This is a genomic window from Pararhodobacter zhoushanensis (assembly GCF_003990445.1).
Lineage (GTDB): Bacteria > Pseudomonadota > Alphaproteobacteria > Rhodobacterales > Rhodobacteraceae > Pararhodobacter > Pararhodobacter zhoushanensis.
Window position 1 is genome coordinate 1 of record NZ_REEZ01000014.1, and the last position, 25,590, is coordinate 25,590.

22 protein-coding genes and 2 tRNA genes are annotated in these 25,590 nt (G+C 62.2%); 11 read left to right on the forward strand and 13 right to left on the reverse strand.

What is annotated here, in order from left to right:
* Positions 1-387 precede the first annotated feature (387 nt).
* Together EAE28_RS20710 and EAE28_RS20715 are read right to left on the reverse strand one after the other, a co-directional pair.
* Positions 388-462, reverse strand: a tRNA-Asn gene (locus tag EAE28_RS20710).
* 116 nt (positions 463-578) lie between these two features.
* Positions 579-1,484, reverse strand: a complete 906-nt coding sequence (locus EAE28_RS20715) for an MBL fold metallo-hydrolase (protein ID WP_246022515.1) — start codon at positions 1,482-1,484, stop codon at positions 579-581.
* Between the two features lie 58 nt (positions 1,485-1,542).
* Between EAE28_RS20715 and EAE28_RS20720 the strand changes: the two genes are divergently transcribed.
* Positions 1,543-2,880 (forward strand): ATP-binding protein, encoded by a 1,338-nt coding sequence (locus EAE28_RS20720; RefSeq protein ID WP_127109853.1) that lies wholly within the window; start codon positions 1,543-1,545, stop codon positions 2,878-2,880.
* A 292-nt stretch (positions 2,881-3,172) separates the two neighbouring features.
* Here EAE28_RS20720 and EAE28_RS20725 read toward each other — a convergent pair whose 3' ends face one another.
* Positions 3,173-4,018: an AAA family ATPase gene (locus tag EAE28_RS20725; protein ID WP_127109855.1), complete on the reverse strand. Its 846-nt coding sequence runs from the start codon at positions 4,016-4,018 to the stop codon at positions 3,173-3,175.
* Between the two features lie 236 nt (positions 4,019-4,254).
* On the opposite strand from EAE28_RS20725, the gene dksA reads away from it, so the two are divergent.
* Entirely contained in the window at positions 4,255-4,677 is a 423-nt protein-coding gene (gene dksA, locus EAE28_RS20730; protein ID WP_127110084.1) for an RNA polymerase-binding protein DksA, read from the forward strand.
* Positions 4,678-4,702: 25 nt separating this feature from the next.
* A complete protein-coding gene (locus tag EAE28_RS20735; protein WP_127109857.1) occupies positions 4,703-5,881 on the forward strand; it encodes an FAD-dependent monooxygenase in 1,179 nt (392 codons plus the stop codon).
* A gap of 239 nt (positions 5,882-6,120) precedes the next feature.
* Here the strand turns inward: EAE28_RS20735 and EAE28_RS20740 are convergent, their stop codons facing one another.
* From EAE28_RS20740 to EAE28_RS20750, 3 genes are all read right to left on the reverse strand, one after another.
* Positions 6,121-6,522 (reverse strand): thioredoxin family protein, encoded by a 402-nt coding sequence (locus EAE28_RS20740; RefSeq protein WP_127109859.1) that lies wholly within the window; start codon positions 6,520-6,522, stop codon positions 6,121-6,123.
* A gap of 22 nt (positions 6,523-6,544) precedes the next feature.
* Complete coding sequence (locus tag EAE28_RS20745) at positions 6,545-7,258, reverse strand: cytochrome c biogenesis CcdA family protein (protein WP_127109861.1); 714 nt, start codon at positions 7,256-7,258, stop codon at positions 6,545-6,547.
* An 85-nt stretch (positions 7,259-7,343) separates the two neighbouring features.
* A complete protein-coding gene (locus EAE28_RS20750; protein ID WP_127109863.1) occupies positions 7,344-8,516 on the reverse strand; it encodes a YbfB/YjiJ family MFS transporter in 1,173 nt (390 codons plus the stop codon).
* Positions 8,517-8,635: 119 nt separating this feature from the next.
* On the opposite strand from EAE28_RS20750, the gene pheS reads away from it, so the two are divergent.
* The 3 genes from pheS to EAE28_RS20765 all read left to right on the forward strand — a co-directional run bounded on the left by pheS (position 8,636) and on the right by EAE28_RS20765 (position 12,751).
* Complete coding sequence (gene pheS, locus EAE28_RS20755; protein ID WP_164736732.1) at positions 8,636-9,697, forward strand: phenylalanine--tRNA ligase subunit alpha; 1,062 nt, start codon at positions 8,636-8,638, stop codon at positions 9,695-9,697.
* Between the two features lie 442 nt (positions 9,698-10,139).
* Positions 10,140-11,045, forward strand: a complete 906-nt coding sequence (locus tag EAE28_RS20760) for a S1 family peptidase (RefSeq protein ID WP_164736724.1) — start codon at positions 10,140-10,142, stop codon at positions 11,043-11,045.
* Positions 11,046-11,311: 266 nt separating this feature from the next.
* Positions 11,312-12,751, forward strand: a complete 1,440-nt coding sequence (locus tag EAE28_RS20765; RefSeq protein WP_127109869.1) for an MORN repeat-containing protein — start codon at positions 11,312-11,314, stop codon at positions 12,749-12,751.
* A gap of 180 nt (positions 12,752-12,931) precedes the next feature.
* Here EAE28_RS20765 and EAE28_RS20770 read toward each other — a convergent pair whose 3' ends face one another.
* Complete coding sequence (locus tag EAE28_RS20770; protein WP_127109871.1) at positions 12,932-13,582, reverse strand: ribonuclease T2 family protein; 651 nt, start codon at positions 13,580-13,582, stop codon at positions 12,932-12,934.
* Between the two features lie 138 nt (positions 13,583-13,720).
* On the opposite strand from EAE28_RS20770, the gene EAE28_RS20775 reads away from it, so the two are divergent.
* The 5 genes from EAE28_RS20775 (at position 13,721) to EAE28_RS20795 (ending at position 20,102) form a co-directional block, all read left to right on the forward strand.
* Positions 13,721-14,503: a DUF1013 domain-containing protein gene (locus EAE28_RS20775; RefSeq protein ID WP_127109873.1), complete on the forward strand. Its 783-nt coding sequence runs from the start codon at positions 13,721-13,723 to the stop codon at positions 14,501-14,503.
* A 147-nt stretch (positions 14,504-14,650) separates the two neighbouring features.
* Positions 14,651-17,074, forward strand: a complete 2,424-nt coding sequence (pheT, locus tag EAE28_RS20780; protein ID WP_127109875.1) for a phenylalanine--tRNA ligase subunit beta — start codon at positions 14,651-14,653, stop codon at positions 17,072-17,074.
* Between the two features lie 298 nt (positions 17,075-17,372).
* Positions 17,373-18,371: a DMT family transporter gene (locus EAE28_RS20785; protein ID WP_246022516.1), complete on the forward strand. Its 999-nt coding sequence runs from the start codon at positions 17,373-17,375 to the stop codon at positions 18,369-18,371.
* A 55-nt stretch (positions 18,372-18,426) separates the two neighbouring features.
* Positions 18,427-18,503: transfer RNA gene (locus EAE28_RS20790), tRNA-Pro, on the forward strand.
* A gap of 360 nt (positions 18,504-18,863) precedes the next feature.
* Entirely contained in the window at positions 18,864-20,102 is a 1,239-nt protein-coding gene (locus EAE28_RS20795; protein ID WP_127109877.1) for a hypothetical protein, read from the forward strand.
* A gap of 794 nt (positions 20,103-20,896) precedes the next feature.
* Here the strand turns inward: EAE28_RS20795 and EAE28_RS20800 are convergent.
* The 6 genes from EAE28_RS20800 to EAE28_RS24385 all read right to left on the reverse strand — a co-directional run bounded on the left by EAE28_RS20800 (position 20,897) and on the right by EAE28_RS24385 (position 25,554).
* Positions 20,897-21,193, reverse strand: coding sequence for a hypothetical protein (locus tag EAE28_RS20800; RefSeq protein WP_127109879.1), 297 nt, complete (start codon positions 21,191-21,193; stop codon positions 20,897-20,899).
* The gene (locus EAE28_RS20805; protein ID WP_127109881.1) at positions 21,174-23,207 is read right to left on the reverse strand and encodes a hypothetical protein; all 2,034 of its coding nucleotides are present in this window, start codon (positions 23,205-23,207) and stop codon (positions 21,174-21,176) included. Before EAE28_RS20805 ends, EAE28_RS20800 begins: the two co-directional genes overlap by 20 nt.
* A 475-nt stretch (positions 23,208-23,682) precedes the next feature.
* Entirely contained in the window at positions 23,683-24,435 is a 753-nt protein-coding gene (locus tag EAE28_RS20810; RefSeq protein ID WP_164736725.1) for a tyrosine-type recombinase/integrase, read from the reverse strand.
* 161 nt (positions 24,436-24,596) lie between these two features.
* Positions 24,597-24,965, reverse strand: a complete 369-nt coding sequence (locus EAE28_RS20815; RefSeq protein ID WP_127109885.1) for a helix-turn-helix domain-containing protein — start codon at positions 24,963-24,965, stop codon at positions 24,597-24,599.
* A gap of 88 nt (positions 24,966-25,053) precedes the next feature.
* The gene (locus EAE28_RS20820; protein WP_164736726.1) at positions 25,054-25,329 is read right to left on the reverse strand and encodes a DUF2312 domain-containing protein; all 276 of its coding nucleotides are present in this window, start codon (positions 25,327-25,329) and stop codon (positions 25,054-25,056) included.
* Positions 25,330-25,428: 99 nt separating this feature from the next.
* A complete protein-coding gene (locus EAE28_RS24385) occupies positions 25,429-25,554 on the reverse strand; it encodes a hypothetical protein (protein WP_281279614.1) in 126 nt (41 codons plus the stop codon).
* Positions 25,555-25,590 lie beyond the last annotated feature (36 nt).

Below are 25,590 nucleotides of genomic sequence, written 5' to 3' on the forward strand. Positions count from 1 at the left end.
AAGGTGTTCCTCTCGGCCATCGCCCTCGCTGCGACCGTTCTCTTCTGGCTTTGAAAATCAATGAGTCTGGAACCTAACCGCTGAAAACTTCAATATGTTTGTATCAATAAATACAGGTGCTACCGGCTTGGTCTTTCCCATCGCGCGTCCAATGTGTGCTGTCCCTTTTCGTACTATTGTGCGTGACGCAGCATGAATAGGCAACGGCGCACAAGTTCGGCGTTAGTTTCGATCATGGGGCGCCTGCGCACGTCAGTCGTTCACGTTTGTGTGATTATCCAAACGCTTTGAAAGGGCAAAGCACCTCGAACAACCAATACAAAAGCAAGAGCAGGTTGTTAGTAGGTTTTGTGTTTTGCCAATTTCCCCAATGAAAACAAAGGGATTTGGCTCCGGCGGTAGGGATCGAACCTACGACCAATTGATTAACAGTCAACTGCTCTACCGCTGAGCTACGCCGGAACACGTGGGCCGTATAACAAGGCACCATACCGGCGTCCAGAGGATTTCAGCGTTTTTTTTACCCGAATGTCACGGCGTCGAAACGGGCCCTCGGACCGTCCTTTAAGACCCGCATCTCAGGGTGGGGAGAGGGGCGTGTTGGGTCCCGGCGGGCCGTTGAAAACAAGCATGCCGCGGGCCTCGAGATCGATCAGATGGGCCAGAACGTTGCGCGCAGCGGCGGGGAGAAGGGCAGGGGCGATGTCGGTATACACCACCGCAGTCACCGCGTTCAGCGTCGAGGCTCCGGCAGCCACGGCGGCGCGAATCGATGATTCGCGTCCGAGTCGGTGCTGGCGCAACGCGCGGGTGCGGGCCCTTCCGTCGGCGATCGGAGCGCCGTGGCCGGGGTAGTAGCGCAGCGCGCCCAGCGATTCGAGCCGATCAAGGCTGGCCATGAAATCCGTCAGGTCGCCATCCGGGGGCGAGACAAGACTGGGGGCCCACCCCATCACGTGGTCTCCGGAAAACAGCGCCTGGCCCCAGCGAAACGACAGGTGATTGCCGAAATGCCCGGGCGTGTGGATTGCCTGCATCGGGCGGTCCGCTACGTCGAACGTGACGCCGTCGGCCAAGATTTCATCCGGCGCGAATCCGGCATCGACCCCCTCGCCCCCGCCGATATCCTCTTCGTTCAGGGCCGCCATCCGGGCTGAACGCCCCGCTGACGCATCGCCGAAGGCCATTACCGGCGCACCGGTAGCCTCGGCCAGCGGGCGGGCGAGGGGGGAGTGGTCCTTGTGCGCGTGGGTGACAAGGATCTGGGTTATGCGTTCCTTGGGGGCGAGGGCGCCCATGATCGCCGCCATATGTGCGGGGTCGGCGGGGCCGGGGTCAATTACGGTTACCGCGCCTTCGCCCAGAAGGTAGGTGTTGGTGCCGCGCTCGGTCATCGGCGAGGGGTTGGGGGCCAGTACCAGCCGCAGGCCGGGTTCAAGGATCAGCGGATGCCCGGAGCGCGGGGCGAAGTCAGGGTCGGTCACAGGGGCCTCGGGTTTGGGACGGCTGGCAAAGCGCCAGCGCTCGGCCTAGAGTATCGCCATGCTTGGCCGCCTGCTCAAACCGTTTCTGCCCCGTGGCCTGTTGTGGCGCGCCGCGCTGATCGTTTTTGTGCCGGTGGCAACGATTCTACTCGTCGTCTCGCTGGCCTTTATCCAGCGCCACTATGACGGCGTGACGCGGCAGATGACCGGCAATTTTGTGCTGGTTGCGGATCACCTGCGCGATGAGGTCGATGCCGCCCCCGATCGCGCCACGGCCGAAGCGCGGGCCGCCTCTCTGGCGCTGGTGTTCGATCTGAACGCCACAGTGGTGCCGACAGCGCCTCCTACCGCAACGGCAGAGGATCTGCCGTTTTACGATCTCTCGGGGCGTCTGGCGATCCGCGAACTTGAACGGGGATTGCCCGAGATGACCTCGGTGCTGCTGCGGCGCGCCGATGTCTCGTTGTGGATGACCACCCGGTATGGGCAATTGCAGCTCGATTTCGGGCTTGGCCGGATCTCGGCGCGCAACCCGCACCAGATGCTGGTGCTGACCTTGGTGATCGGGCTGGGGATGGGGTTCGTCTCGTTCATCTATCTGAAGAACCAGATGCGTCCGATGCAGCGGCTGGCCCGTGCGGCCGAAGCCTTTGGCCGCGGCCAGACACTGCCGTACCGGCCCGCCGGAGCGACCGAGGTGCGCGCGGCGGGGGCGGCGTTTCTGGAGATGCGCGAAAGGATCGAACGCCATATCGAGCAGCGCACCCTGCTGCTGTCCGGCATCAGTCACGACTTGCGTACGCCGCTGACGCGGATGCGCCTGGCCCTGTCGATGTTCGACGACGAGACCGAGGCGCAGGCGCTGCTGGCCGATGTCGCCGAGATGGAAGCGCTGATCGACCGCTTCCTCGACTTTACCCGCAGCGAGGCTGAGGAACCGGTCTCGCCGACCGATCTGGGCGCGCTGGTGGCGCAACGGGTGGGCGAGGCCGCGCGTCTCGGGCGCTCGGTTGACCTGATCGGCGCACCCGAAGGTCCGATACTGCCGCTGCGCCCGCAACTTCTGGCGCGGGCGGTTGACAATCTGATCGGCAATGCGCTGCGCTATGGGCGCAAGGCGCGCGTGTCGGTCTCGTCCGAGCAGGGATGGGCGATCATTTCGGTCGAAGACGATGGCCCGGGTATCGAGCCGCAACACTATGACCGCGCGGTACGGCCGTTTGTGCGCCTCGACCCGGCCCGGGGTGCCTCGCGCGGGGCCGGGGCCGGGCTGGGCCTTGCTATCGTCGCGGACGCGATGCGCAGCCATGGCGGACGGCTGGATCTGGGACGTGGCGAGACGCCGGAATTTGGCGGCTTGCTTGCGCGGTTGATGCTGCCGCAAGGGCGCAGCTAGGCGAGGGGCGGCGCGCGGCCCCCATTGAGGGCGCCGCGCGCCGCTCTGGGCTGCCGCCCAGGCCCGCCCGGGAGGATTTTCCATCCTCCCGGACCCTCCTGGAGGATATTTGGAGCATAAAGTTGGGTCTTAACGAAGCGTTAACCCTGCAACTTTATGCCTCAAATATCCTCAGGGGGTGAGGCCCGGTACGGGCCGAGGGGGCAGAATGCCCCCTGCGCCGCCGCAAGGAGGCGCGTGGGTCGCCCAAGGACGTGGCGGCGTCAGCCGTCTCGGCCGCGGGAGAAACCCCTCACCGGCCCGGTTGGCGACGCGCCATAAAGGCAAGGCGTTCAAACAGGTGCACGTCCTGTTCGTTCTTCAACAGCGCGCCATGCAGTTTGGGCAGCGCATTGGCCCCGTCGCGCTTGAGGTCTTCGGGTTGCAGGTCCTCAGCGAGCAGCAGCTTCAGCCAGTCCAGCATCTCGCTGGTCGAGGGCTTCTTCTTCAGACCCGGGGTTTCGCGCAGCTCGAAGAACTGGGTCAGCGCCGTCGAAAGCAGCATGTCCTTGATGCCGGGATGATGGACCTTGACGATCTGCGCCAGCACCTCGGGTTCGGGGAAGCGGATAAAGTGGAAGAAGCATCGGCGCAGGAACGCGTCGGGGAGTTCTTTCTCGTTGTTCGAGGTGATGATGACGATCGGCCGGATTTCGGCGCGGATTGTCTCGCCGGTCTCATAGACAAAGAACTCCATCCGATCCAGCTCTTGCAGCAGATCGTTGGGAAATTCGATGTCCGCCTTGTCGATCTCGTCGATCAGCAGCACGACCTTCTTGCCCGCCTCGAAGGCCTGCCAGAGCTTGCCCTTCTTGATGTAGTTGCGCACGTCATGGACGCGGTCCTCACCCAGCTGGCTGTCGCGCAGCCGGCTGACGGCGTCGTACTCGTAGAGCCCCTGATGCGCGCGGGTGGTGGATTTGATGTTCCACTCGATGATGTCCAGTCCGAGTGAGTCGGCCACCTGGCGCGCCAGCTCGGTCTTTCCCGTTCCCGGCTCGCCCTTGACCAGCAAAGGCCGCTCCAGCGTTACGGCGGCGTTCACGGCCATCGTCAGGTCATCGGTGGCGATATAAGTGTCGGTCGAGGAAAAGCGCATCCGTAAAAACCCTTGTTTGACGTTGCGCAGACCCTAGCCGTGCCGCCGCAGCACCGCAAGACGAGCGCGCCCGGGCTGGGCTTCCAAGGTCACGCCGGGGCAAAAGTTACCGAATGGCGCGTGACATTGAGCGTCCCGCGGAGTAAGGCGTCCCCAATAGGGAACCCGGAATGACCGCGAAGAACCAAATCGTCGAGTCGGTTACCATGCTTTCCGGGCAAACAGGGGAAGTTGAGATGAAGCCGGAAAGTTTTCTTCCTGACAATTACAAGCCCGCTGAAGACGAGCCGTTCATGAACGACCGTCAGCTCGAGTATTTTCGTCGCAAGCTGCTGGCTTGGAAAGACGAGATCCTCGTGGACAACAAAGAGACCCTGGCGGATCTCGCGAATTCCACCCGCAACCTTCCCGATGTGGCCGACCGCGCCAGCGAAGAGACCGACCGCGCGCTGGAACTGCGCACGCGGGACCGTCAGCGCAAGCTGGTGTCCAAGATCGACGCGGCCCTGCGCCGGATCGAGAATGGCGAGTTCGGCTATTGCGAGATGACGGGCGAGCCGATCTCGCTGCGCCGTCTTGATGCACGCCCCATCGCCACGATGACGCTGGAAGCGCAGGAACGCCACGAACGCAGCGAGCGCGTCCACCGCGACGACTGATCGTTACAGGCTCAAGGTCGGCAGCATGCCCCAAGACGGAAGCGCTTTGCTGTCCGGCCACCGTGCGCTGGTTCTGGGTGCCGGTGTCGCCGGACTTGCCACCGCGACGGCGCTGCGCCGCTTTGGTGCGCAGGTCGGTATTCTGGAACAGGCCCCCGCGATCACCGAGGTCGGCGCGGGGTTGCAGATCAGCCCGAACGGCACGCGGGTGTTGCGGGCTTTGGGGATCGATCCCGCCGAAGTTGGCGATCTTTCAGAGGCGGTCGAGCTGCGCAATCGCAGCGGACGGCTGGTCACGCGGCTGGACCTGCCACAAGATCCCGGCTTTTTCCTCTGCCACCGGGCGGACCTGATTGCGGCGCTCGAGCGTGCCATGCGGGCCTCGGGGACCGAGGTGCAGTTGCTGCAGAAAGTCACGGGAATCGCGCTGGTTGAGGGAGGCGCGCGCGTCACCACAGGCGTCGGCGCGCGCCATGATACACCGCTGCTGATCGGTGCCGACGGGCTGCACTCGCCCCTGCGCGCCGCGCTCAATGGCATGGCTCAGCCGTTTTTCACCGGCCAGGTCGCCTGGCGGGCGACGATCCCCGGCGATGGCGGTGCGCGCGTCGCACAGATTTTCACCGGCCCCGGCCAACATCTGGTCAGCTACCCGCTGCGCGGCGGCACGCTGCGCAACATCGTCGCCGTGCAAGAGCGCCAGAGCTGGGCGGCTGAGGGCTGGAACCATCCCGACGATCCCGACGCCCTGCGCGCGGCTTTCGCCCGCTTTGGCGGCCCGGTTCCCGGGTGGCTATCGGCTGTGCGCGACACGTATCTGTGGGGCCTGTTCCGCCACCCGGTTGCGAGGCAATGGCACGACGGCGCCGGGCGCGCGGCTCTCGTCGGCGACGCCGCACACCCGACGTTGCCCTTCATGGCTCAGGGCGCCAATTTGGCGCTCGAGGATGCTTGGGCGCTCGCCTCGACGCTCGCTGCGACTCCCGAGAACACGGCCGCAGCCCTGAGCGCCTACGCCATGCGTCGCGCGCCCCGGGCGGCAAAGGTCGTCGCCGAAGCCAACAGCAACGCGCGCAACTACCACCTGCGCGCGCCGCTGGCCCCAGTGGCTCACGCCATCCTGCGGGCTGGTGACCGGCTGGCGCCGGGAATGGCGCTGCGGCGGTATGCGTGGATCTATGACCATGATGTCACCGCCCCCTAGCGCAGCTGTCGGCCACGGTCGCCTAAGACAGACCGGGCAGCCGCAGTCTGGGCCCCCAGATCGACTAACGCCGACTTCCCCCCTCTGAGGCTATTTGAACAGCAAAAGGGACGGTAATCCTCTGTTAACCTTACCGCATTTTCTGTCTGAAAATATCCACGGGAGGTGTCCAGAGGAGGGGGTGTGCCCCCTCCTCTGGCGAGGGAGCGCGAGGGGCGAGGAGTCCCTCGCACACCCGCTCAGGCGTTAAGCGCCAGGTCGAACAATCCCTGAATGTCGCTGACCGAGGTTCCCGCAACCGTCCGGCCCAGTTCAACCTCGCCTTTCAGCGCGATGATCGTCGAGCGGCGCGGCACCGCGAAGCGTTGTGACAGCGCGCCGTTGCCATAGTCGTCCCAATCGACATGGATCAGCGTCAACTGGCTGTCATAGGCCGGGTTCTCGGCACGCAGCTGTTCCATGATCCGCTGCTGGCGCGCGCAGGTCGAGCACCAGGTGGCGTAGAAATCCAGAATGATCCGGTCGCCGCGCGCCATGGCGTCTTCGGCCAGTCCGGGCGTGTAGGGCACAAACTCGGCGCGGGCGGCCAGCGGCATCAGGGACACGGTGGCGGTCAACATCAGGAAGTCGCGTCTCAGCATGGGGAAGGTCTCCGGCTTGGGGTCAGATGAGGATGGACAGGTCGTTGAACCAGTTGGGCAGGGTCTGGATCGCCCAGATTTCCAGTACACGGTGAACGCCGAACCACAGGCCCAGCCCCACCAGAACAAAGGTCACGCCCAGCACCGGTTTTGCCGCTTGGGCGATGCGCCGCATCAGCGCGGCGCGGCGTTGCAGGGCGCTGCGCGCACCGTAAGCTAGCGCCAGCATCACCACGCAGACACCCAGCGCAAAGGCGACCATGATGGCAGCGGCCTGCGCCAGCCCATCGCCGCTGGCGGCCAGCGCGATGGCACCGCCCAACGTGGGGCCGATACAGGGCGACCAGACAGCACCCAGCAGCACGCCGCCAAGCGCCATGCCCCAGGGGCCGGACTGGTCGAGCTGCGTGATCCTTGCGTCGGCGTGATTGGCCAGCCCCGCCGTCGCACTGGCAAAGCGGGTGTTCAGCGCCGGCACCAGCAGCACCAGCCCGAAGGCGACCATGACCAGCGCTGCGGCGGCTTCAACTGTCTCCGGCGTCAGGCCGATCGACGGCCCCAGCCGCGCAAGCGCCAGCCCGATCAGCACAAAGCTGCTGCCCATGCCGGCCATCAGATAAAGCGGCCCGTGCCGGTCAGCCGCCGTCGCCGAGGCCAGTACGATGGGCAGCACCGGCAACACGCAGGGGTTCAGGAGCGTCAGTGCGCCGGCGAGAAAGCCGAGAAGAATATCCATCTGCTCCGGTCCGGTTGGGGCCTTTCCCTTACGATACGGACCTACCGGGCCTTTCGTTGCGCGCGCGCGATGACAAACCCGTGATCTAGAGCGGCTTTTGGCGCGACACGATCCCCGCGCCGACCAGCAGCACCGCCGATCCCGCCAGCAGCGCCACGCCGATACTGCCTGCATGGTCGCCCAGCATTCCTGCCGCGTAGGGGCCGACGGTTTGCGCCACCGCGAAAACCAGCGTGAACAGGGCGATGGCGCTGCCCCAGCTCTCGGAAGGCAGGTTCTGGCGGGTGAAGTTGGTCACCGCACTTGGGGCCATGAAGACGCAAGAGCCGAACACGACAGCCGAGACGACCAGCCCCGGCAGCGTCGGCCACAGCACGGGCAGGGCCGAACCGACGGCGATGCCTGTCAACACCAGCGCCAGCGGTCGCCCGCTGGCGTGGCGGGCAAACACACCGCGCCAGAGCATCGGCGACAGCGAAATGCACGCGCCCAGCAGCACCCAGACCAGCGCCACCTGCAGCGCACTCGCGGCCTGTTCCTTCATCCAGGCGGACAGGAAAGTGAGATAGACGATGTACCCCAGCCCGAACCCGGCATAGCCGGCGAATTGCGGCAACATGCGCGCCAGAGGCAGGGCAGGGGCGTTGACATCGCGGCGCGGCACCAGCGGCGCTTTCAGCGCGGCCCACAGACCCAGCGGGACGCAGAGCAGGCTTAAACCCCCGACGATCAGCCAGGCAAAGGGCCAGGCGTTGTCGCCCCATTCGTCCAGCATCAACGGCAGCGTCGCCCCGGCCAGTACAATTGCCATACCGCCGCCCGACCCGAACAGGATACCGATCCCCAGCGCATTGCGCCTGGGGTCCGTGGCCCAGAGCCGCGCCGCCAACGCTCCGGCGGTCGAAAACGACAGCGCGCCGAACAGCCCGGCGATGAACCGCCACAGGCTCTGCCACCACAGCGCCGGCACCAGTCCTGTGGCCACCAGCGACAGCGCCGTCATCACCAGTCCGGCCGCGAACAGCGCGGCGGGTCCGCGTCGCCTGAGCGCCAGCATCGTTCCCGCCGCGCCCAGAATATACCCCAGCGCATTGGCGGTGTTCAGCCAGCCCGCCTGTGCGTAGGTCCAGTTCAGATCGGCGCGCATCGCGGGCAGGATAAGACCATAGGCAAAGCGCGCGAAGCCATTGGTGACCAGCACGCCCAGAGACAGCCCGGTCAGCACCAGCCACGGATTGGCCGTGTTCGTCTCGTTCATCGGCCTGTCCCCCCGGCGTTCCTCTCTTTGATGCCGCGTCGTTTGCGTCACAACAACCCCGGCCGCTTGCAATCACGCCACGTCACGGATAGCAGGGGCGCGTGATGTCGGAGGCTGCTATGGATCAGTTGCGCGAAACCTATCTGGCCCGTATTTCGGCCGCTGCCGATGCGGCCGCGCTGGAAGAGGTGCGGCTTGCCGCGCTGGGAAAAAAGGGCGAAATCAGCCTGATGATGCGCGAGCTGGGCAAGATGTCGCCCGAAGAGCGCCAGACCACCGGCAAGGCGCTCAACCAGTTGCGCGACGAGCTGGACTCGGCCCTGCGCGCCCGCAAGACGACGATGGAAGACGCGGCGCTCGACGAGCGGCTGAAAGCCGAATGGCTGGACGTGACGCTGCCCGCCCGCCACCGCGCGCGCGGCACCATCCATCCGGTCAGCCAGGTGACCGAGGAATGCACGGCAATCTTCGCCGACATGGGGTTTCGCGTGGCCGAGGGCCCGCAGATCGAGACCGACTGGTACAATTTCGACGCCCTGAACATCGCGCCCGAGCATCCTGCGCGTCAGGAGCATGATACGTTCTTCATGCACCGCGCCCCCGGCGACAACCGCCCGCCGCATGTGCTGCGCACCCATACCTCGCCGGTGCAGATCCGCGCCATGCAGGAGCAGGGCGCGCCGATCCGCGTGATCGCGCCGGGCCGCGTCTACCGCATGGACATGGACCAGACCCACGCGCCGATGTTCCACCAGATCGAAGGTATGGCGATTGATCGCGATATCTCGATGGCGAACCTCAAATGGGTGCTTGAGGAATTCTTCACCGCCTTCTTCGGCACCAAGGTCAAGACCCGCTTCCGCGCCTCGCATTTCCCTTTCACCGAGCCTTCGGCCGAGGTGGATATCCAGTGCTCCTGGGTCAACGGGCAATTGCGCGTGGGCGAGGGGGACGGTTGGCTGGAAGTGCTCGGTTCGGGCATGATGCATCCCAAGGTGCTGCGCGCGGGCGGCATTGATCCCGACCAGTGGCAGGGCTTTGCCTTTGGTATGGGCATCGACCGTATGGCGATGCTGAAATACGGCATTCCCGACTTGCGCGCGTTCTTCGAGAGCGATTTGCGCTGGCTGCGGCATTATGGCTTTGGTGCGCTCGAAGCGCCGAGCGTGCACGCCGGGTAAGGTTCAGCCCGGGCAGCCGGGCCTCCCGGCTGCAGTTGGACGGGCTGTTACGTCCTGGGCAAACCGGGCACTCTACCGTGATTGTCCCTCTCGCACCGGCGCTGGCATCGGATCGTCAACGGATACGGTGCGCCCGAGGCGCGGTCGGTCAATGTGCTGATGGCGGCGGCGTAGGACCACGTCACTGGCGCGATCTCAGGCCCCAGCATCTGCGGGGCGGTGCTTCCTGCGTGCGCCCGCCCTCCGAGCGCCTGCAAGGCAGACAGGTTGTCGACCGCCAGCCTTGACGCGCGCGCTTGTGCGATAGCTGGCGTCTCTGCCCCGGAAATCGGTTGCGCAGGTAAGACTTTCTTAACGCTTGGCTCTGTACTCACGAAGACTTGACACCGTCCGTGCGCATGCTGGACGCTGAGTTTTTATGAGTAGTGGGGAAGGTTCGGGGATGTCGGTATCAAAGTTATATGCCTTGTGGCGCAGCCTGAGCGCGGCTTTGGCGTTCAGCGCGGTGGCGGCGCTGCCCGCGTTGGCGCAGAGCCCCAGTTTTGCCCAGCAGATTGTCGAGGCGCGTGCCCTCGCCGCCGCTGAGTCCGGGACCGCCCCGACCCCCTCGATCGTGGGCGGTTGGGGCGTCAGTAACCGCGGGTACAACCGGCATTTTCGCTGGGTTGTCGCGCTGGTATCCGCCGGGGCCGATCCTTTTCTGGGGCAATTCTGTGGCGGTTCGCTGATCGCGCCGCAATGGGTGCTGACCGCAGCGCATTGCCTGCCGGGATTGTCCCCGTCGGCTGTGCAGGTGCTGACGGATTCGCCTTTGTTGTCCACGGGTGGCACCATGATCGACGTTGATGCGATCTATTCCCACCCCGATTACGAAGCCGGGCCCGAGCATAATGACATCGGCCTGTTGCATCTGGCCACGCCGGTAGACCTGCCGCTGGCGGTGCCGGCCACCTTTGCTGCCATGCGCGCCCTCGGTCGTCCGGGTATGCGGCTGAACGCAATCGGCTGGGGCGATATGGGCGAAGGTGCGGGGAATTATCCTGACCGGCTTCGGCGTGTGGTCGTTCCCGTCACCACCCGGCGGCGCTGCCGGACCAACTATGGTGACGGTGCCATCACCGACAGCATGATTTGCGCGGGCCTGTATCGCGGCGGGCTCGACGCTTGCCAGGGAGATTCGGGCGGTCCGCTGTCGGCGGCTATCAATGGCCAGTGGTTTGTGATTGGCATCACCAGCTGGGGCGATGGCTGCGCGCGGCCCAATCTGCCGGGGGTCTACACGCGGGTGTCGCATTTCCAGCAGTGGATCGCGGCGACAATGAACCAGCACAACAGCCGCGCCGACTAGCTGGCGCTGCGGGAACCGTTTGCTGCACCGTGTACGCCGACATGCCCGCGTCGCCTTGCCGCGCTGAGGTTTTTCTTCGGCCCGGTTGGTGCCTCGTGTGGGCCTGTCCCCTGCCGGGTTGAGCCGAACTACGGGCGCTTTTTGCCGCCTGATGGGCCGCAGTCCCGGTGAGTTGACCCGTGCACCCTTGCCATGCCCCTCACCGCTCAACTAGGTTTGGGCCGCACCCCCCAGGGGATGCGGATGACCAAAGGGGAAGCCACCGCATGACGCCGTTCCGCAACCGGGTGATCGCCGCCGGACTAGTTGCCTGTCTCGCCGGACCTGTTTTTGCACAGGACCTCAGCGAGGTGATAACCCGCCAGTATGCCGACGGCGGCATCTACGAGGGCACGTTTCTGGACGGTTTGCAGCACGGCACCGGCACTTACCGGCTGCCCAACGGGTTTGAATACACCGGCGACTGGGTGCAGGGGCAGATCACCGGCGCGGGCACGGCGCGCTATCCCAATGGCTCGGTCTATGAGGGCCAGTTCGAGGACGGCCGCCCGCAAGGGCAGGGCCGCATGGTGTTTGCCGATGGCTCGTCCTACGAGGGCAACTGGGACGCAGGCCGCATCATGGGGCAGGGTGTGCGTCGCTATGTGACGGGTGTGGTCTACACCGGCGCCTTCGACGACAGCCAGCCGCATGGTACCGGCACGATGGAGCGGCCTGGCGGGCTGCGCTATGAAGGCGAGTGGCAGCATGGACTGCGTGAGGGGCAGGGGACCATAACCTACCCCGATGGCTCGACCTATGTCGGCGCAATGCACGCCGACCAGCGCCACGGCGAGGGGCGGCTAACGCGGCCCGATGGCACGATTTATGACGGCGAGTGGTCAGAGAGCATGCTGCATGGCGCAGGCGTATTGACCCTGCCGGGCGGTGACCGGCGCGAAGGCACCTTTGAGCAGGGCGTCTTGCAGGGTGTCGGTCGCCTGATCATGGCCAATGGGGCGATCTACGAGGGCGATTTCGTCGATGACATGCGTCAGGGGCGCGGGCGGCTCAGTTCGGCGCAAGGCTATGTGTATTCCGGCGATTGGGTGGCGGACCGCATCGACGGCTCCGGCGTGATGACGGCCCCCGATGGCGCGCGCTATGACGGCCAGTTCCGCGACGGCGTGCCCGACGGCGAGGGGGTGATCACCTATGCCGATGGCACAGGCTATACCGGGCAGTGGTCAGAGGGCCGGATCGAAGGCCAGGGTCGGGCGCGTCTTGGTGAGAACATGGTCTATGAGGGCAATTTCCGCGCCGGCCAGCCGCAGGGGCAGGGCCGCATGGAATACCCCGACGGGCGCATCTACACCGGCGATTTCGTCGGCGGTGTGCGTGAGGGGCAAGGCGTGATGGTCTACCCCGATGCGACCCGCTTCGAGGGCGGCTTTGTCGGCGGCGAGCGCGAAGGACAGGGGACGATCACGCTGGCCGATGGGTTCACCTATACCGGCGAATGGCGCGCAGGCCGGATCGAGGGCGAAGGCACCGCGACCTATGCGACGGGCGATGTGTATGAGGGGCAGTTCGTTGATGGCCAACGCGTCGGTCGCGGCACGCTGCGCTACGCCGCCGGGCAGGTCGTCTCGGGGCGCTGGGAACAGGGCGTGCTGGTCGAGCCGGACGCGGCGGGAGCCGAAGCGCCGGCCACGAACGATGGGTAAGCTGAGGCTTCGGACGGGGGGCGCTGCCCCCCACCGGGCCGTTCCGGCCCGCCCCCCGGGATATTTCAGGCATAAAGTTGGGTTAACAGAATCTTAACGCCCAACTTTATGCTTCAAATATCCTCAGGGGGGTGAATTCGCTGAAAGCGAAGAGGGGGGCTGACAGCCCCCCTTTCGCGTTCACCGCAAGGGCAACAGCGTCGTTGCGCTCAGGCGGCATTCGCGGCGGGTGAGGGCCGGGCCGCAATCCATCGGTTCCAGCGCGCGGGTCAGGCAGATCCGCAATTCGACCATCGCGCCGCCTGGGCAACTGGTGACGATGCGGTCCTGCGTCAGGTCCGGGTTGGCTTCGATAAACGCCGCCTCCACCACCTCGGGCCCGACGCGCAATTCGCGGTTAACGCCCTCGAACACCTCGGGCAGGGCGATCTCGTCGACCGCAGCCTGCACCAGCCGGTAATAGTTCTGCGCCGACAGGCCCGAGCAGCGCCCGTGCTTGTTCCACTGGTGCCAGGCCGAGCCCGACGTTCCAAACAGATCCGCCTGTTGCGCGGTTTCGCGCCGCGAGGGCGCGCGCTCGGTGGTGTTGCAGTACTCCGGCCAGTCGCCCCCCGCATTCTGTGGCCAGAGCCCGTGGACCGCCCAACCGATGGCACTGCCCTCGCGGCAGCGCGGATCATCGCGGTCGTCGCCATCGGTGGCGCAATAGGCCGGGATCCAGCTGAGCGCGAGAAGGTAATGGTCAAACGCGCCCGCCCGGTCCTGCGCGCCAGCGGCAGGGGCGGCGAAAATCGGCAAAAGGGCTGCAAAGGCGGGGATCAGGCGCTGCATTTTCTCTTTCCTATGGTCCTCGGGGCGCTTATATACGCTCCATTCCCCGAAATCGAGGATGCGTGGCCCGCGGCCGCGGCCGGTCCCCCGGCGACTGCCGCGCCATGCGGTTCTCGCCGGATTGAAGGATCGATAACGATGGCTAAACCGTTGATGGCGAAGGCTACCGCCGTGTGGTTGGTAGACAACACGACGCTCAGCTTCAAACAGGTCGCTGATTTTTGCGGCCTGCACGAGCTTGAGGTGCAGGGCATTGCCGACGGTGATGTCGCGACGGGCGTGAAGGGGTTCGACCCCATCGCCCATAATCAGCTCGAAGAAGTCGAGATCAAGAAGGGCGAGGCGAATCCCGCCTATGCGCTCAAGCTGAAGTTCAACCCGGCCTCGGTCGGTGAGGAAAAGCGCCGTGGCCCGCGCTACACGCCGCTCAGCAAACGTCAGGACCGCCCGGCCTCGATCCTGTGGCTGGTCAAGTTCCACCCCGAGCTGGCCGATTCCCAGATCCGCAAGCTGGTCGGCACGACCAACCCGTCGATCCAGGCGATCCGCGAGCGTACGCACTGGAACATCCAGAACATCCAGCCCATCGACCCGGTTGCGCTGGGTCTGTGCCGCCAGTCCGAGCTGGATCTGGAAGTGCAGAAAGCCGCCAAGGCCAAGGCCGCCGAAGGCACCGTGATGACCGATGACGAGCGTCGCAAGCTGGTGTCGACCGAGCAGTCGCTGGACATGTCGGACGAGCCGCGCCTGCCCTCGAACATGGCCGGGCTTGAGACCTTCACGCTGGGCGGTTCCTCGGATGAAGAGGCCGACGAGCACAAGAAGCCGGTGGATTATTCCAACGCCGACAGCTTCTTCAACCTGCCCGATGGCGAGAAGGACGACGATGAGGACGAGGAAGACGACAAGCCTCGCCGCTGATCGCCTTTGCTTTGACCCTGTCAGGCGCGTCCCCCCGGGGGCGCGCCTTTTTTACTGGCGCGCGCACAGGCCGGACTGCCGCCTTTCCTTGGCCGCGCGGATCGGCTAACAGGGCGCGCAAAGCGGAACGAAACCGAAGGTCTGGCGATGAAATTCACCCTGTCGTGGCTCAAGGAACATCTGGACACTGCAGCCAGTCTCGACACCATCGTCGAGGCGCTGACCGATCTGGGGCTTGAGGTTGAAGAGGTCTCGGACCCGGCCCAAAGTCTGGGCGCGTTCCGCATCGCGCGCATTCTGGAAGCCGTGAAGCACCCCGACGCTGACAAACTGCGGCTCTGCCGGGTTGAAACCCTGCCCGACGGGCCGGGGGGCAAGATTGAGGAAGTACAGGTCGTCTGCGGTGCGCCGAATGCGCGCACCGGGCTGGTCGGCGTCTTCGCGCCCGTGGGTACGCATGTGCCGGGCACCGGCGTCGATCTGAAACCGGGCGTGATCCGGGGGCAGGCGTCCAACGGCATGATGTGTTCGGAACGCGAGCTGATGCTCAGCGACGACCATGACGGCATCATCGACCTGCCCGCCGATGCGCCGCTGGGCGCGCGCTATATCGACTATGCGGGCCTCAATGACCCGATGATCTATATCAAGATCACGCCGAACCGCCCCGACGCGCTGGGCGTGCGCGGCGTTGCGCGCGATCTGGCCGCGCGCGGTCTGGGCACGCTGAAACCGCTGGTGGCCGAGCCGGTGGCGGGCGCGTTCCCCAGCCCTCTGCGCGTCGCCATTGATCCGTCGCTCAAGGACAAGGGCTGCCCGCTTTTCGCCGGTCGCGTGATCCGCGGCGTCAAGAACGGCCCTTCGCCGAAATGGCTGCAAAAGCGGCTGACGGCGATCGGGTTGCGGCCGATCTCTGCGCTGGTCGATGTGACCAACTTCTTCACCTTTGCGCTGAACCGCCCGCTGCACGTCTTCGACGTGGCCAAGGTTGCGGGCGACACGCTGCGCATCCATCCGGCGGCGGGCGGCGAGGAGATCCTCGCGCTCGACGGCAAGACCTATATGCTGGCCGCCGGAATGATGGCGATCTCGGACGCGAATGGCGTCGAGAGCATCGCGGGCATCATGGGCGGCGAGCATTCGGGCTGCACCGACGAGACCACCGATGTCTTCGTCGAGAGCGCCTATTGGGACCCGATCACCGTGGCCACCACCGGCCGCGCGCTCAAGATCAACTCGGATGCGCGCTATCGCTTCGAGCGCGGCGTGGATCCGGCGTTCACCCTGCCGGGGCTGGAACTGGCAACGCGGATGATTCAGGAGCTCTGCGGCGGCGAGGCGAGTGAGCTGGCCGTTGATGGCACAGCCCCCGACACCACGCGACAGTACCGCTTCGACCCCGCCCGTGTGGTCAGTCTGGTCGGTATGGACATCCCCGAGTTCGAACAGCGCGCCACGCTGGAGGCGCTGGGCTTCGGGCTGGACGGCACGCAGGTGACCCCGCCGAGCTGGCGACCTGATGTGCTGGGCGACGCGGATATCGTTGAGGAAATCGCGCGCATCGCCTCGCTGACCAAGCTTGAGGGCAAGCCGATGGCGCGGGCGACGGTGGGCGTTCCGGCACCGATCCTGACGCCGATGCAAAAGCGCGAGCGGCTGATGCGCCGCACGCTGGCGGCGCTCGGCTACCATGAATGCGTCACCTACAGCTTCATTGATGGTGCGTCGGCGGCGCTGTTCGGTGGCGGTGAGGATGCGTTGAAGCTGGAGAACCCGATCTCCAGCGAGATGACGCATATGCGCCCCGATCTGCTGCCCGGCCTGCTGCAGGCCGCAGCCCGCAATCAGGCGCGCGGCTTTGCCGATATGGCGCTGTTCGAACTGGGCCCGGTGTTCCACGGCGGCGAGCCGGGCGAGCAGGCGATCCACGCCACCGGCTTGCTGGTCGGGGCCAATGGCCCGCGCGATCCGCATCATGCGCGCCGTCCGGTCGATGTGTTCGACGCCAAGGGCGACGCCGAGGCCGTGCTCGCCGCGATCGGCGCACCGGCGCGGATGCAGGCGGATCGCAGCGTTGCCGGGTGGTTCCACCCGGGCCGCTCGGGCCGCCTGACGCTGGGGCCGAAACTGGCGCTGGCCAGCTTTGGCGAGGTCCATCCGCGCGTTCTCAAAGCCTACGGCATTAAGGGCAGCGTTGTCGCCTTCACGCTGCCCGTCGCCGCCGCACCAATGCCACGCAACGCCTCGGCCACCCGCGCGGCGCTGGTGCTCAATGACCTGCAGCCGGTAGAGCGCGATTTCGCTTTCGTGCTTGATGAGAGCGTCGAGGCCCTTGCCGTGGTCAATGCGGCGCAAGGCGCAGATAAGGGGCTGATCGACAGCGTACGGGTGTTCGACGAGTTCACCGGCGACAAGGCCGCAGCACAAATGGGCGCGGGCAAGAAATCGCTGGCGATCACCGTGCGATTGCAGCCGCAGGGCCAGACACTGACCGAAAAAGACATCGAGGCGGTCAGCGCCAAGATCATCGACAAGGTCGGCAAGGCCACCGGCGGCGTGCTGCGCGGATAAGGGCAGGGCGGGCCTCGGGGGGCATCGAGCCCCCCTCGGCCCGCGCGGGTTGCCACCCGCACCCGCCCGGGAGGATTTTCCATCCTCCCGGACCCTCCTGGAGGATACTTTCAGACAGAAAATGGGCGCATTAGGGTTTCGTTAACCGCACATTTTCTGTCTGAAAGTATCCTCGGGGGGTGAATTTGACGTCAGCCAAAGAGGGGGGCGGAAAGCCCCCTTGCGCCGATCCCCTCCCTTGCGGCGTCAGAGCGGGGCGGTTTAGGCTGGTGGCGCAAACAGTGAAATGGACCCGCCGATGACAGCTCCGACCGCCATGACCCAAGAGCGTGCTCCCTCGGGTCCGATCGGACCTTTGATGGCGCTGCTGGGCTTCGCGCTATACGCCACCCATGACGTTCTGATCCGGATCCTCGGCGCGACATACAGCGTTTTTCAGATCATGTTCTACATGGGCCTGCTCAGCTTCCCGCTGCTGGTCGTCATCCTGATCCGGGATCCCGAGCCGGGCACCCTGCGCGCGGTGCATCCCTGGTGGTCACTGGCGCGCACGGTCTGTGTGGTCACCTCGGCCGGCGGCGCGTTCTACGCCTTCACCGTGCTGCCGTTGGCGCAGGTCTATGCCGTGCTCTTCGCCTCGCCTCTGCTCATTACTGTGTTGGCGATTCCGATGCTGGGCGAGCGGGTCGGCCTGCACCGGGGTCTGGCCGTGATCGTTGGCCTGTGCGGCGTGCTGGTGGTGCTGCAGCCGGGCGCGGCACCACTGGGGCTGGGCCATGTCGCCGCGCTGGTTTCGGCAATGTCGGCGGCGATGAACGGCGTCATCGTGCGCAAGATTGGCCGCGACGAGCGTTCTGCCGTGCTGCTGCTCTATCCGATGCTGGCCAATGTGATTGTGATGGCAATGCTGCTGCCGGCCGTCTATGTGCCGATGCAGCTGCGCGATCTGGCGCTTGTCGGTGTCATTGCAACGCTGGCGTTGAGCGCGATGACGCTGACCATCGGCGCATACCGTCGGGCCGAGGCCGCTTTGGTCGCGCCGATGCAATACTCGCAGATCATCTGGGCAGCGCTGTTCGGCGCGCTTTTGTTCGGCGAGTCGCCCAAGCTGGCAACCGTCGCCGGGGCCACGCTGATCATTGCGTCAGGGCTCTACATCGTATTCCGCGAATCGCGGCGCAATGTGTCGGCCAACCGCCCGGTGCAACAAACCCGGATGCGCAACGAATCCGTGTCGGCTCCACGGCCGATTGTGATGGAAGAGCTTGAACCGATGCCGGAAAACAGTGCCTCTTGAGGTGTCGAAGCCTCTTGCAAACCCCTGCAGGGCGGGGTAATCCCCCGCTCACGGTCGGAGTGTAGCTCAGCTTGGTAGAGCACTGTCTTCGGGAGGCAGGGGCCGGAGGTTCGAATCCTCTCACTCCGACCAATGAAATCAATGGCTTATCGCCCAATTTGGGCGCCCCGAAATAGGCCCGCCCAAGATTCGCCCAAGCTTGACGCAAAATGTCCCAAGAAGAAGCCGCCGCCCTTGATCGAGGGCGGCGGCTTCTGGTTGTTTGGGCACCTTCCGAAAGTTACGCGAGCTTTGAGCACGATTTCAGTCGCGTGCTGTGTTGGCACGAAGGGCGGAGAGCGGACCTTTGCTGCGGACACACCAGCCAACTCTTGCCTATTTCGAAGCAGACATTGGCACACGGACCGACGTCATATACAAAGGCTCTATTCAAAGTGAGTTCTGCATGTGGGTCAATGAAAGCAGGCGGATTGTTTGATTGGAGAACCCTTAGTGATTAACGAGGAAGAACAGGCTGCCTATCTGTTGGCTAAGAAAATGGTGCTTCAGGCCGTTTCAGAGCAGTGGAGCTACGTTTGTTTAAGTCCGCTCTTTCAAGGTGATGGCAATCCAAGGGAAGGCTTCGCAATACTCAAAGATCTTACAGTTTTGCCTGACGAAGTTCGCCATCTGACGTCAGGTGTGTTCATTGAGTTGAGGGGGACAGGCATCAATGACCTTCGACCTCTCGCCAATCTGGGCAGGCTTGGACAAGTCAATTTTGAAGGCATACCAGCAGCAGAAAACGATGCTGAACTGCAAATGATCGCAACAACTACTGACGTTGCGCAGAGAAGTGAACTTTTGCAAGGATGGTTGGATGCCAATAAAGTGGCAGACCCTCCCGAAGTTATAGAAGGTGGCCCTGAGTTCATAGTTGATGACCATGGCCCGATCAAACTGGTTGATGTTCCTCTAGTTGAAAGCGACGACGAAGACCAAGTTGAGCTTCAAGAAGAGTGCAAACGTAAGGTTGAAGAACTCTTAGGAATCGTTGATCTGGCTGCGAACGTCGCTCCAAACCTGTTGTATACCGCTAAAAAATACCGCGAAATGATCGGTAACGATGCTTCTTCAATCGGAGCACGTAAGATCTGGTCTTTGGCTAACAGCCTTGAAGCGACGCTAGAAGTTCACGATCATGCAGTAAAAAATGACAGAGCATCTGACGAGTTACCCTCAACAGTTGCTGCAAAACTCGCCGATCTTGCAGAAACTCATCGAGTTTGGTTCCTCGGCCACCCCGGTGCACGCGAGGTTGAGCAGCGTGCAAGCAGACACGCTAATCAAAAGGATGGTCGGGAACGGCGGAAGGCTGCGATAACAATTGTGGAAGCTGCCGAGTCTTCCAATGCCGTGGCAGATGACGCTACATCAGTCGCACGAGAAAACATCCAAACCTCTGATTTAGATACGCCCGCAGGGGTAGCCGCGTTGGGTGAGTTGGAGGAATGGGCTTGGAATTTTGTAGCTAGCGTAGTTAGGAAAGCTTGGCGTATCGCCAAGGACCCGCCCGGCGGATTCGTCAGCCATACCGTCGCCGGACATTACTTGTTGCTGTTTCTCACTAATAATGACCAAGTTATAGGGCAATACCTACAAAATGTGATGTCACAAAGCCCTCTTTGGTGGGAGATGTTTTGCAACTCTCTTCGCCGCCTCTCACAAATCCCTGAAAAGGACAAAGAATAGATAAATCAATTCATTAAACTGCGATACGACTGTGTTGATTTGCGATCCAGATTAAAAAAAGATAGGCCGCAGCATGTCATATTTCAAGTTGTCGGCCAGATTAGGCAACATGAATCGAGAATATCTTACCATGGAGTTTCTGCCCGCTACGATTCGTTCCAGTCATGGCGAGATAAAAATCTTGAGTGTCCGTGGAGGGACGTTGTATGTGAGGCAAAAGTCAGGAGCGGATGGAACTCGGCGCGCTCAACTAGTAAAGAGTATCCCGCCTGGGTGTTCAGTCCCGGCATGTGGCGGATGCGGATCAGAAATTAGCGGAGCTGCGGCGAATTGGCGCTTTGTCCGCACATCTGTCATTGATCCCTTGAGAATGCTGCACGATGCACGAATGACCAGCCTTGGAAAGCCGCAGTGCTGCATCGGTGCCAAGCGTGAATGTCGCCGTCGGGTCGTGGACGACGCGCCGGTCACGTGGTCAATAATGGCGGATAGCTGACGTTCGCCGCACGCGCGAACCAGTCGTGGAACAAGGGCAGAAGCAGACTTTTGGCCAGGTTTGCTTCGCCGAAATTACAAGCCACAACTCTAAGGCCGGGAAGCGGGCTTTCACTCCGTCCTAGACGATCGGAGCCTCTGTGCAAGTAGATGCCGGGTTAAGCGCCGCACTGCTCAGGAAGGAGAGCGCAAAATGAGCCGCTTTCCAGCGCCAATATGAAGACCATGCCCAACTTGGACGGGTACCCGCTTCATAGAGATGGCATACTCGTTAGATATACGATTGGTGCCGTTGCGTGTTACGCTGAAGAGTACTTACTGATCTCCTCAAAGTACCTGCGTTCACTGTCATCTTTGAATGAGGACTTGCTCTCAGAAAGCGATTGAAGCTTATTAAGAATGTGCTGATAAACAATCACATGAACCTCATTGGCGAGGTGATTGTCTTCCGGGGAGTCCATCTCAACATCCTCACTGAGGAAAGTGTCTAAGAGGGAGAGCAGTCCAGCTTTATCGATTTCGTCGATTTTCTTCCAGTCGCCTGTGGACTTTTCAACGAAAAAACCATTCCCATTTTCAATTTTTAAGATCTTCATAGGTCGCGCTCCTTTCTTCGTAGGTGGCGACGCCAGCTTCCAGATTCCCTAAAAGCACGTCCCTGGTGTTCAGGGAAAGACCGTCAGTAGAAACTAGTGTTTTGCTACTTGGTCGTCCAGAATAAATTCTCCATTTGAGCTCGCCCATCTCAACATCTTTCCTGGTATACAAGAGGAAATCAGGTCGAATGGATACTCCAACAGTGTTATTATGTGTTACCACGACTACAGGCATCTGAGCTGACATCTCTTTGATCATTTCGTTGACCTCCGCCTTAAGGAAGTGGTTGTCAAAGGAGGACTCTGGCTCATCAATCAAAAGCACCTCGGCTGAGCTCGCGCCTTCAATTCTGTCCAAAAGGAAAAACTCCGACCGCTCGCCACCGGAGGCTTGAAGGCCATCTCTGTTCAAGATTTTGTAGTCGACCTTCACCAAATACCTACTGAACTCCGAAGCAACAACTGGATCACCAATCTTTCTCAGCTCTTGAATGAATTTATACGGCTGGGAGTATGCCGAAAAGGCTGCGCTAAAACTCCTGGGAGATCGCGAAACAGCCTTAAGTTCACCGGCGCCAGAGAACCTTCCAACCTGAGCCACCACCTCGAAGCTTCCCTTTCGTTTCCGTAGCGGGGTCTTCGGCATTCGCGCAACTTCAACAAGCTCCTCAAATTTTTTGACAGCATTCTTATTTGACGCAACGCGAAAGAGATCAACCTCGGTGACGCCGGTTGCGGAAGATTTTCGTTGAAGTTTTCCCTTTATGTCAAAGAGGACGCTGTTCACCCACTCTTTTTTGAGGTTGACCTCTTCATGTCCCTCATAGGTCCTCATTAATTCCACATATAGCGCTTTCAGGCTATCGTGGTTTAAGTGCTTATCAATTGCCTCTCGATACTCAACGTTGCTCACGAGCTTCTTGGTTGAGGAGACTAAATCAATGAGGCCTGCTAGGTCTTTCTTCCGGAAGGCATCTTCACTAAAAAACTTCGCCTTAGAGAATGCGTCTTGGCGACTAGTTTCTCTTGCATACGATAGGAGCGATGAAATATATTTCTCGACTGATGCATTGTCGGACTCTAAGTCTATCTCTAAAACATCTGCGACAGCTGACTGCAAGTCTGACAAGTAATCCCTCGCAAATAGGCTGGTGCTCTCGCTCAGAAAGTCTTTGAATTTCTTCGCATCCTCGGCCTCATCTCGAGACACTAGGTCGAACTGTCTAATATAATACGAGTTCTCCTCGCCAAACCAATCAAAAACTCTCTGAAGAGTGTGAGACTTTCCGGACGACCTGTCACCCAGAACCACATTTAGGCCAGTCGAAAGAAGTTGCCCATCGGATCCAATTTGGAAAAATTTGTTTCCCTCGCCCTTCGATAGCTTTACCTTGCTTTTATCTTTAAGCGCCTGCCGCAGGCTTCCGAACGAGATATCATCGCAATCTATATAAGTTTGCTTGGTCGGCAGATCAGAAAGGCATTCTGATATCCTGCAGTCGCTAAAAAATACTGGAATTAGCATCTCGGCGTCCTTAACGCAGGACAGAAACTTTTTCGGGCTACTAACCTCGCCGCAGGTGATATACCTAGACAGCCTTCCTAGTAGGTCCACCCCTATTCGTGGGTTCTTGAGGTAGTGAGGAATAAGTATGTACTGAGAGAGATTCCCAAATATCTCTTCAAATCGCGCCGCGTTCAAGGGGTTCTCCGTGTCCGCCCAACTGTCAGATACCTTTTGGCAACGCTCGGAAAATTCGTTGAGATCCTGCCCGCTCGATATAACTAGAATATGGCAATTTTCGACATCCACTTCGATGCCGGGTAGACACAATGCATCGATACTGGATCTGATTAATTCGAATTGTGATACGTCGAAAAGATTGTGATTTGTAATCGAAATGCAGTCAAGCTCGGCATCCGCAACATATCGCTTCAAATTGTCCAAGCTGAAGATAAAATCTTTATCCTGACTGCTACTCTTTGTATGCATGTGCAGATCTATCTTTTTCATATTTTCTACCTGATTTGCCTGCGATAAATAGATTTGCCGCTTCTTAATCATCGGCGAATTAAGGAGGGTGAGAGGTGCTGAGAATGCGTCAGCCTGCACTGATCTCTATAGAAACTCACATTCGAGCGATCAAAAACCGTTCCAATATCTAGCGCCATTAGCGCGCCAACCGCTTGGCTTTCTAATGTGTGCAATATGGGACTTGCTCCACGGTCTCCTCGGTGGGCGTCCTGTCCGCGCGCTGGTTCAATCGATGCCACAGCTGCTTGATGGTTTTTTGATGCTCAAATCTCCCTCCCTGATACGCAACCCTTGGCAGAAGGTCCGACGCGGCACGCATCCTGTCAAGACATTCGGTTGAGATCACGTGTGGATTGGTCAGGGTTCAACCTGCCCGGAGTATCGGGCGGGGGAGCTGTCGCTCGCTGCGAGCTGATCCGATGCCCGCAATGGGCCGAATCGCGATCTTCCGAGGTCAACGCCGCACCCGGCGCTCCATGATCGCGACGGCGTCGGCGAGGTAGTGCGGGCTATGATGCCAGTAGGTCCGCTCGATCGTCGCCGCCGACGTGCCGAAATATGCGGCGGCGGTTTCCAGCTTCATGCCGTTCTCGATCGCCCATGAAATCGCTGTGTGCTTGAGCGTGTGCGGGGTCGGTGCCCAGCTGAGGCCCGCTGCCGTGACCGTCGACCGCCATGCGGTCTTGATAGAACCGACGCGCAAGCCGCGCCATTCGACGGCCCAGACCTGACCCGAAGCGCGCCAGCGCCGGGCGTGCGCCAGAAGCGGGCGCGGGATCGGGGCAGGGGTGCGGCGCTTTGCGCTGTCGGTCTCGCCCGTGCCGCGCCGATAGAGCACGCCGCGCTCCAGATCGAACCAGCCGCCCTTTGCGTTCGGCCCATGCAGGCAGAGCGCCAGCGTCGCGTCGCGCCGGGTGCCGGTGTAGAGGCTGACAAGGATAAACCGCGCGATGTGCTCCGCACCGATCGAGCGAGCCGCCCGAATCAGCTTTGCTGCCTCGGCGCGGGTGAGGGCGCGCCCTGTGGTCTCGGGCTTGGGTGGCAGGGTGACGCGCGGCGCGGCCAGCGTGTGACCCTCGGCGGCGCAGTAGTTCACTGCCGCTTGCAGGGTGCCCAACTCTTTGCGCACGGTGCCGGGTGCGGCAGGCCGGTGTCCGACCACGCGCCGCCCGGTGCCCTTTTCCAGCTGCGGGCCGTAAATTGGCACGGTGCGCGATTTGGCGTAGCGGCGGCAGGTCTCTGCCTTGATTGCTGTCAGCGGAAGCGCCCCCCAGAACGGCAGAAGCGCCGAACACGCGTGTGCGATACGAACCGGGTCGCGTGTCGTTGGTGCGTGCTCCTGGGCGTAAATGTCCAGCGCGTCGCTGATCAGGAAGTCGCTGGCCGCAACGGGACTACTCCCGCGCGCGTCGCGCTGCTTTTGGGCAATGTACCCCGCGAGGATTGTTTCAGCCTGTCGAAGGTCGCTTGTGCCCGTTGAATGCTCGGCTGCGCCTGTGTCAAGGATGACATAGACGCCTGTTCGGCCTTTACGGCGTCTGAGATAGAGGCGGGGGCCTTTGCTGGGCTGCGGCATTTTTCAATCAGTTCCTTCAATTCATCGGCGGGAATGCGTTTGGCGCGGCCAAAGGCAACGAGGTGGCCGGTTTCTTCGGCAACGCGCAGCAGAGTTTTTTCAGGCACGCCCAGCAGGTGCGCGGCCTCGGCGGCGGTTAAGAGTTTGGGGATTGCGGTCATTGCGGGTCGCTCCACGGTCAGCCGCCCTCGGCGGGAAGTGATAGGTCGCCGGAGGCGGGGCGGTCACTTTGGGTTCTTGGGAATGGGCTCAGGTCATGCCGAGCGCGGTTTTGTAGAGGTCAAGGACCGCTTCTTCTTCGGCTATGTCGTCGGGGTCGCGTTTGCGCAGGGCGATGATCATGCGCAAAACTTTGACGTCGTAGCCGCGTCCTTTGCCCTCGGCCATGACTTCCTTCTGCTGGTCGGCAATGTCCTTTTTCTCTGTCTCAAGGGTTTCGTACCGCTCGATGAATTGGCGCAGTTCCTCGGCGGTGGCGTCATAGGCGGGCTGCGCTGCGGCGGCGAAATCGGCGTCATGCTTCATCGGAGGTTTTCCGATCCGTGCGGCTTTGGCGGCTTTGTCTGGGTCGTGGAAAAACGCGACTTCGCCGACGGGTAATTGCAGGACTTGGGCTGTCATGGGTCAGCCTGTCTTGCGGGCGCTGCGCGTGATCCACGCGGCGGTGAAAAAGCCGATGCCCGCGCCGAAACCGCCGGTCAGGGCGACGACAAACACAGGCAGGAGGTTGGTCAGAAAATCGGGGGGCATGGGGCCTCGCTGGGCTGAGGGTTGCACGGCTGGGAT

Bases quoted from the DNA above. Each gene is read 5' to 3' on its own strand.
- EAE28_RS20720 (WP_127109853.1), top strand. From the start codon at position 1,543: ATGCTTGGCCGCCTGCTCAAACCGTTTCTGCCCCGTGGCCTGTTGTGG.
- EAE28_RS20725 (WP_127109855.1), bottom strand. From the start codon at position 4,018: ATGCGCTTTTCCTCGACCGACACTTATATCGCCACCGATGACCTGACG.
- dksA (WP_127110084.1), top strand. From the start codon at position 4,255: ATGAAGCCGGAAAGTTTTCTTCCTGACAATTACAAGCCCGCTGAAGAC.
- EAE28_RS20735 (WP_127109857.1), top strand. From the start codon at position 4,703: ATGCCCCAAGACGGAAGCGCTTTGCTGTCCGGCCACCGTGCGCTGGTT.
- EAE28_RS20740 (WP_127109859.1), bottom strand. From the start codon at position 6,522: ATGCTGAGACGCGACTTCCTGATGTTGACCGCCACCGTGTCCCTGATG.
- EAE28_RS20745 (WP_127109861.1), bottom strand. From the start codon at position 7,258: ATGGATATTCTTCTCGGCTTTCTCGCCGGCGCACTGACGCTCCTGAAC.
- EAE28_RS20750 (WP_127109863.1), bottom strand. From the start codon at position 8,516: ATGAACGAGACGAACACGGCCAATCCGTGGCTGGTGCTGACCGGGCTG.
- pheS (WP_164736732.1), top strand. From the start codon at position 8,636: ATGGATCAGTTGCGCGAAACCTATCTGGCCCGTATTTCGGCCGCTGCC.
- EAE28_RS20760 (WP_164736724.1), top strand. From the start codon at position 10,140: ATGTCGGTATCAAAGTTATATGCCTTGTGGCGCAGCCTGAGCGCGGCT.
- EAE28_RS20765 (WP_127109869.1), top strand. From the start codon at position 11,312: ATGACGCCGTTCCGCAACCGGGTGATCGCCGCCGGACTAGTTGCCTGT.
- EAE28_RS20770 (WP_127109871.1), bottom strand. From the start codon at position 13,582: ATGCAGCGCCTGATCCCCGCCTTTGCAGCCCTTTTGCCGATTTTCGCC.
- EAE28_RS20775 (WP_127109873.1), top strand. From the start codon at position 13,721: ATGGCTAAACCGTTGATGGCGAAGGCTACCGCCGTGTGGTTGGTAGAC.
- pheT (WP_127109875.1), top strand. From the start codon at position 14,651: ATGAAATTCACCCTGTCGTGGCTCAAGGAACATCTGGACACTGCAGCC.
- EAE28_RS20785 (WP_246022516.1), top strand. From the start codon at position 17,373: ATGACAGCTCCGACCGCCATGACCCAAGAGCGTGCTCCCTCGGGTCCG.
- EAE28_RS20800 (WP_127109879.1), bottom strand. From the start codon at position 21,193: ATGAAGATCTTAAAAATTGAAAATGGGAATGGTTTTTTCGTTGAAAAG.
- EAE28_RS20805 (WP_127109881.1), bottom strand. From the start codon at position 23,207: ATGAAAAAGATAGATCTGCACATGCATACAAAGAGTAGCAGTCAGGAT.
- EAE28_RS20815 (WP_127109885.1), bottom strand. From the start codon at position 24,965: ATGACCGCAATCCCCAAACTCTTAACCGCCGCCGAGGCCGCGCACCTG.
- EAE28_RS20820 (WP_164736726.1), bottom strand. From the start codon at position 25,329: ATGAAGCATGACGCCGATTTCGCCGCCGCAGCGCAGCCCGCCTATGAC.
- EAE28_RS24385 (WP_281279614.1), bottom strand. From the start codon at position 25,554: ATGCCCCCCGATTTTCTGACCAACCTCCTGCCTGTGTTTGTCGTCGCC.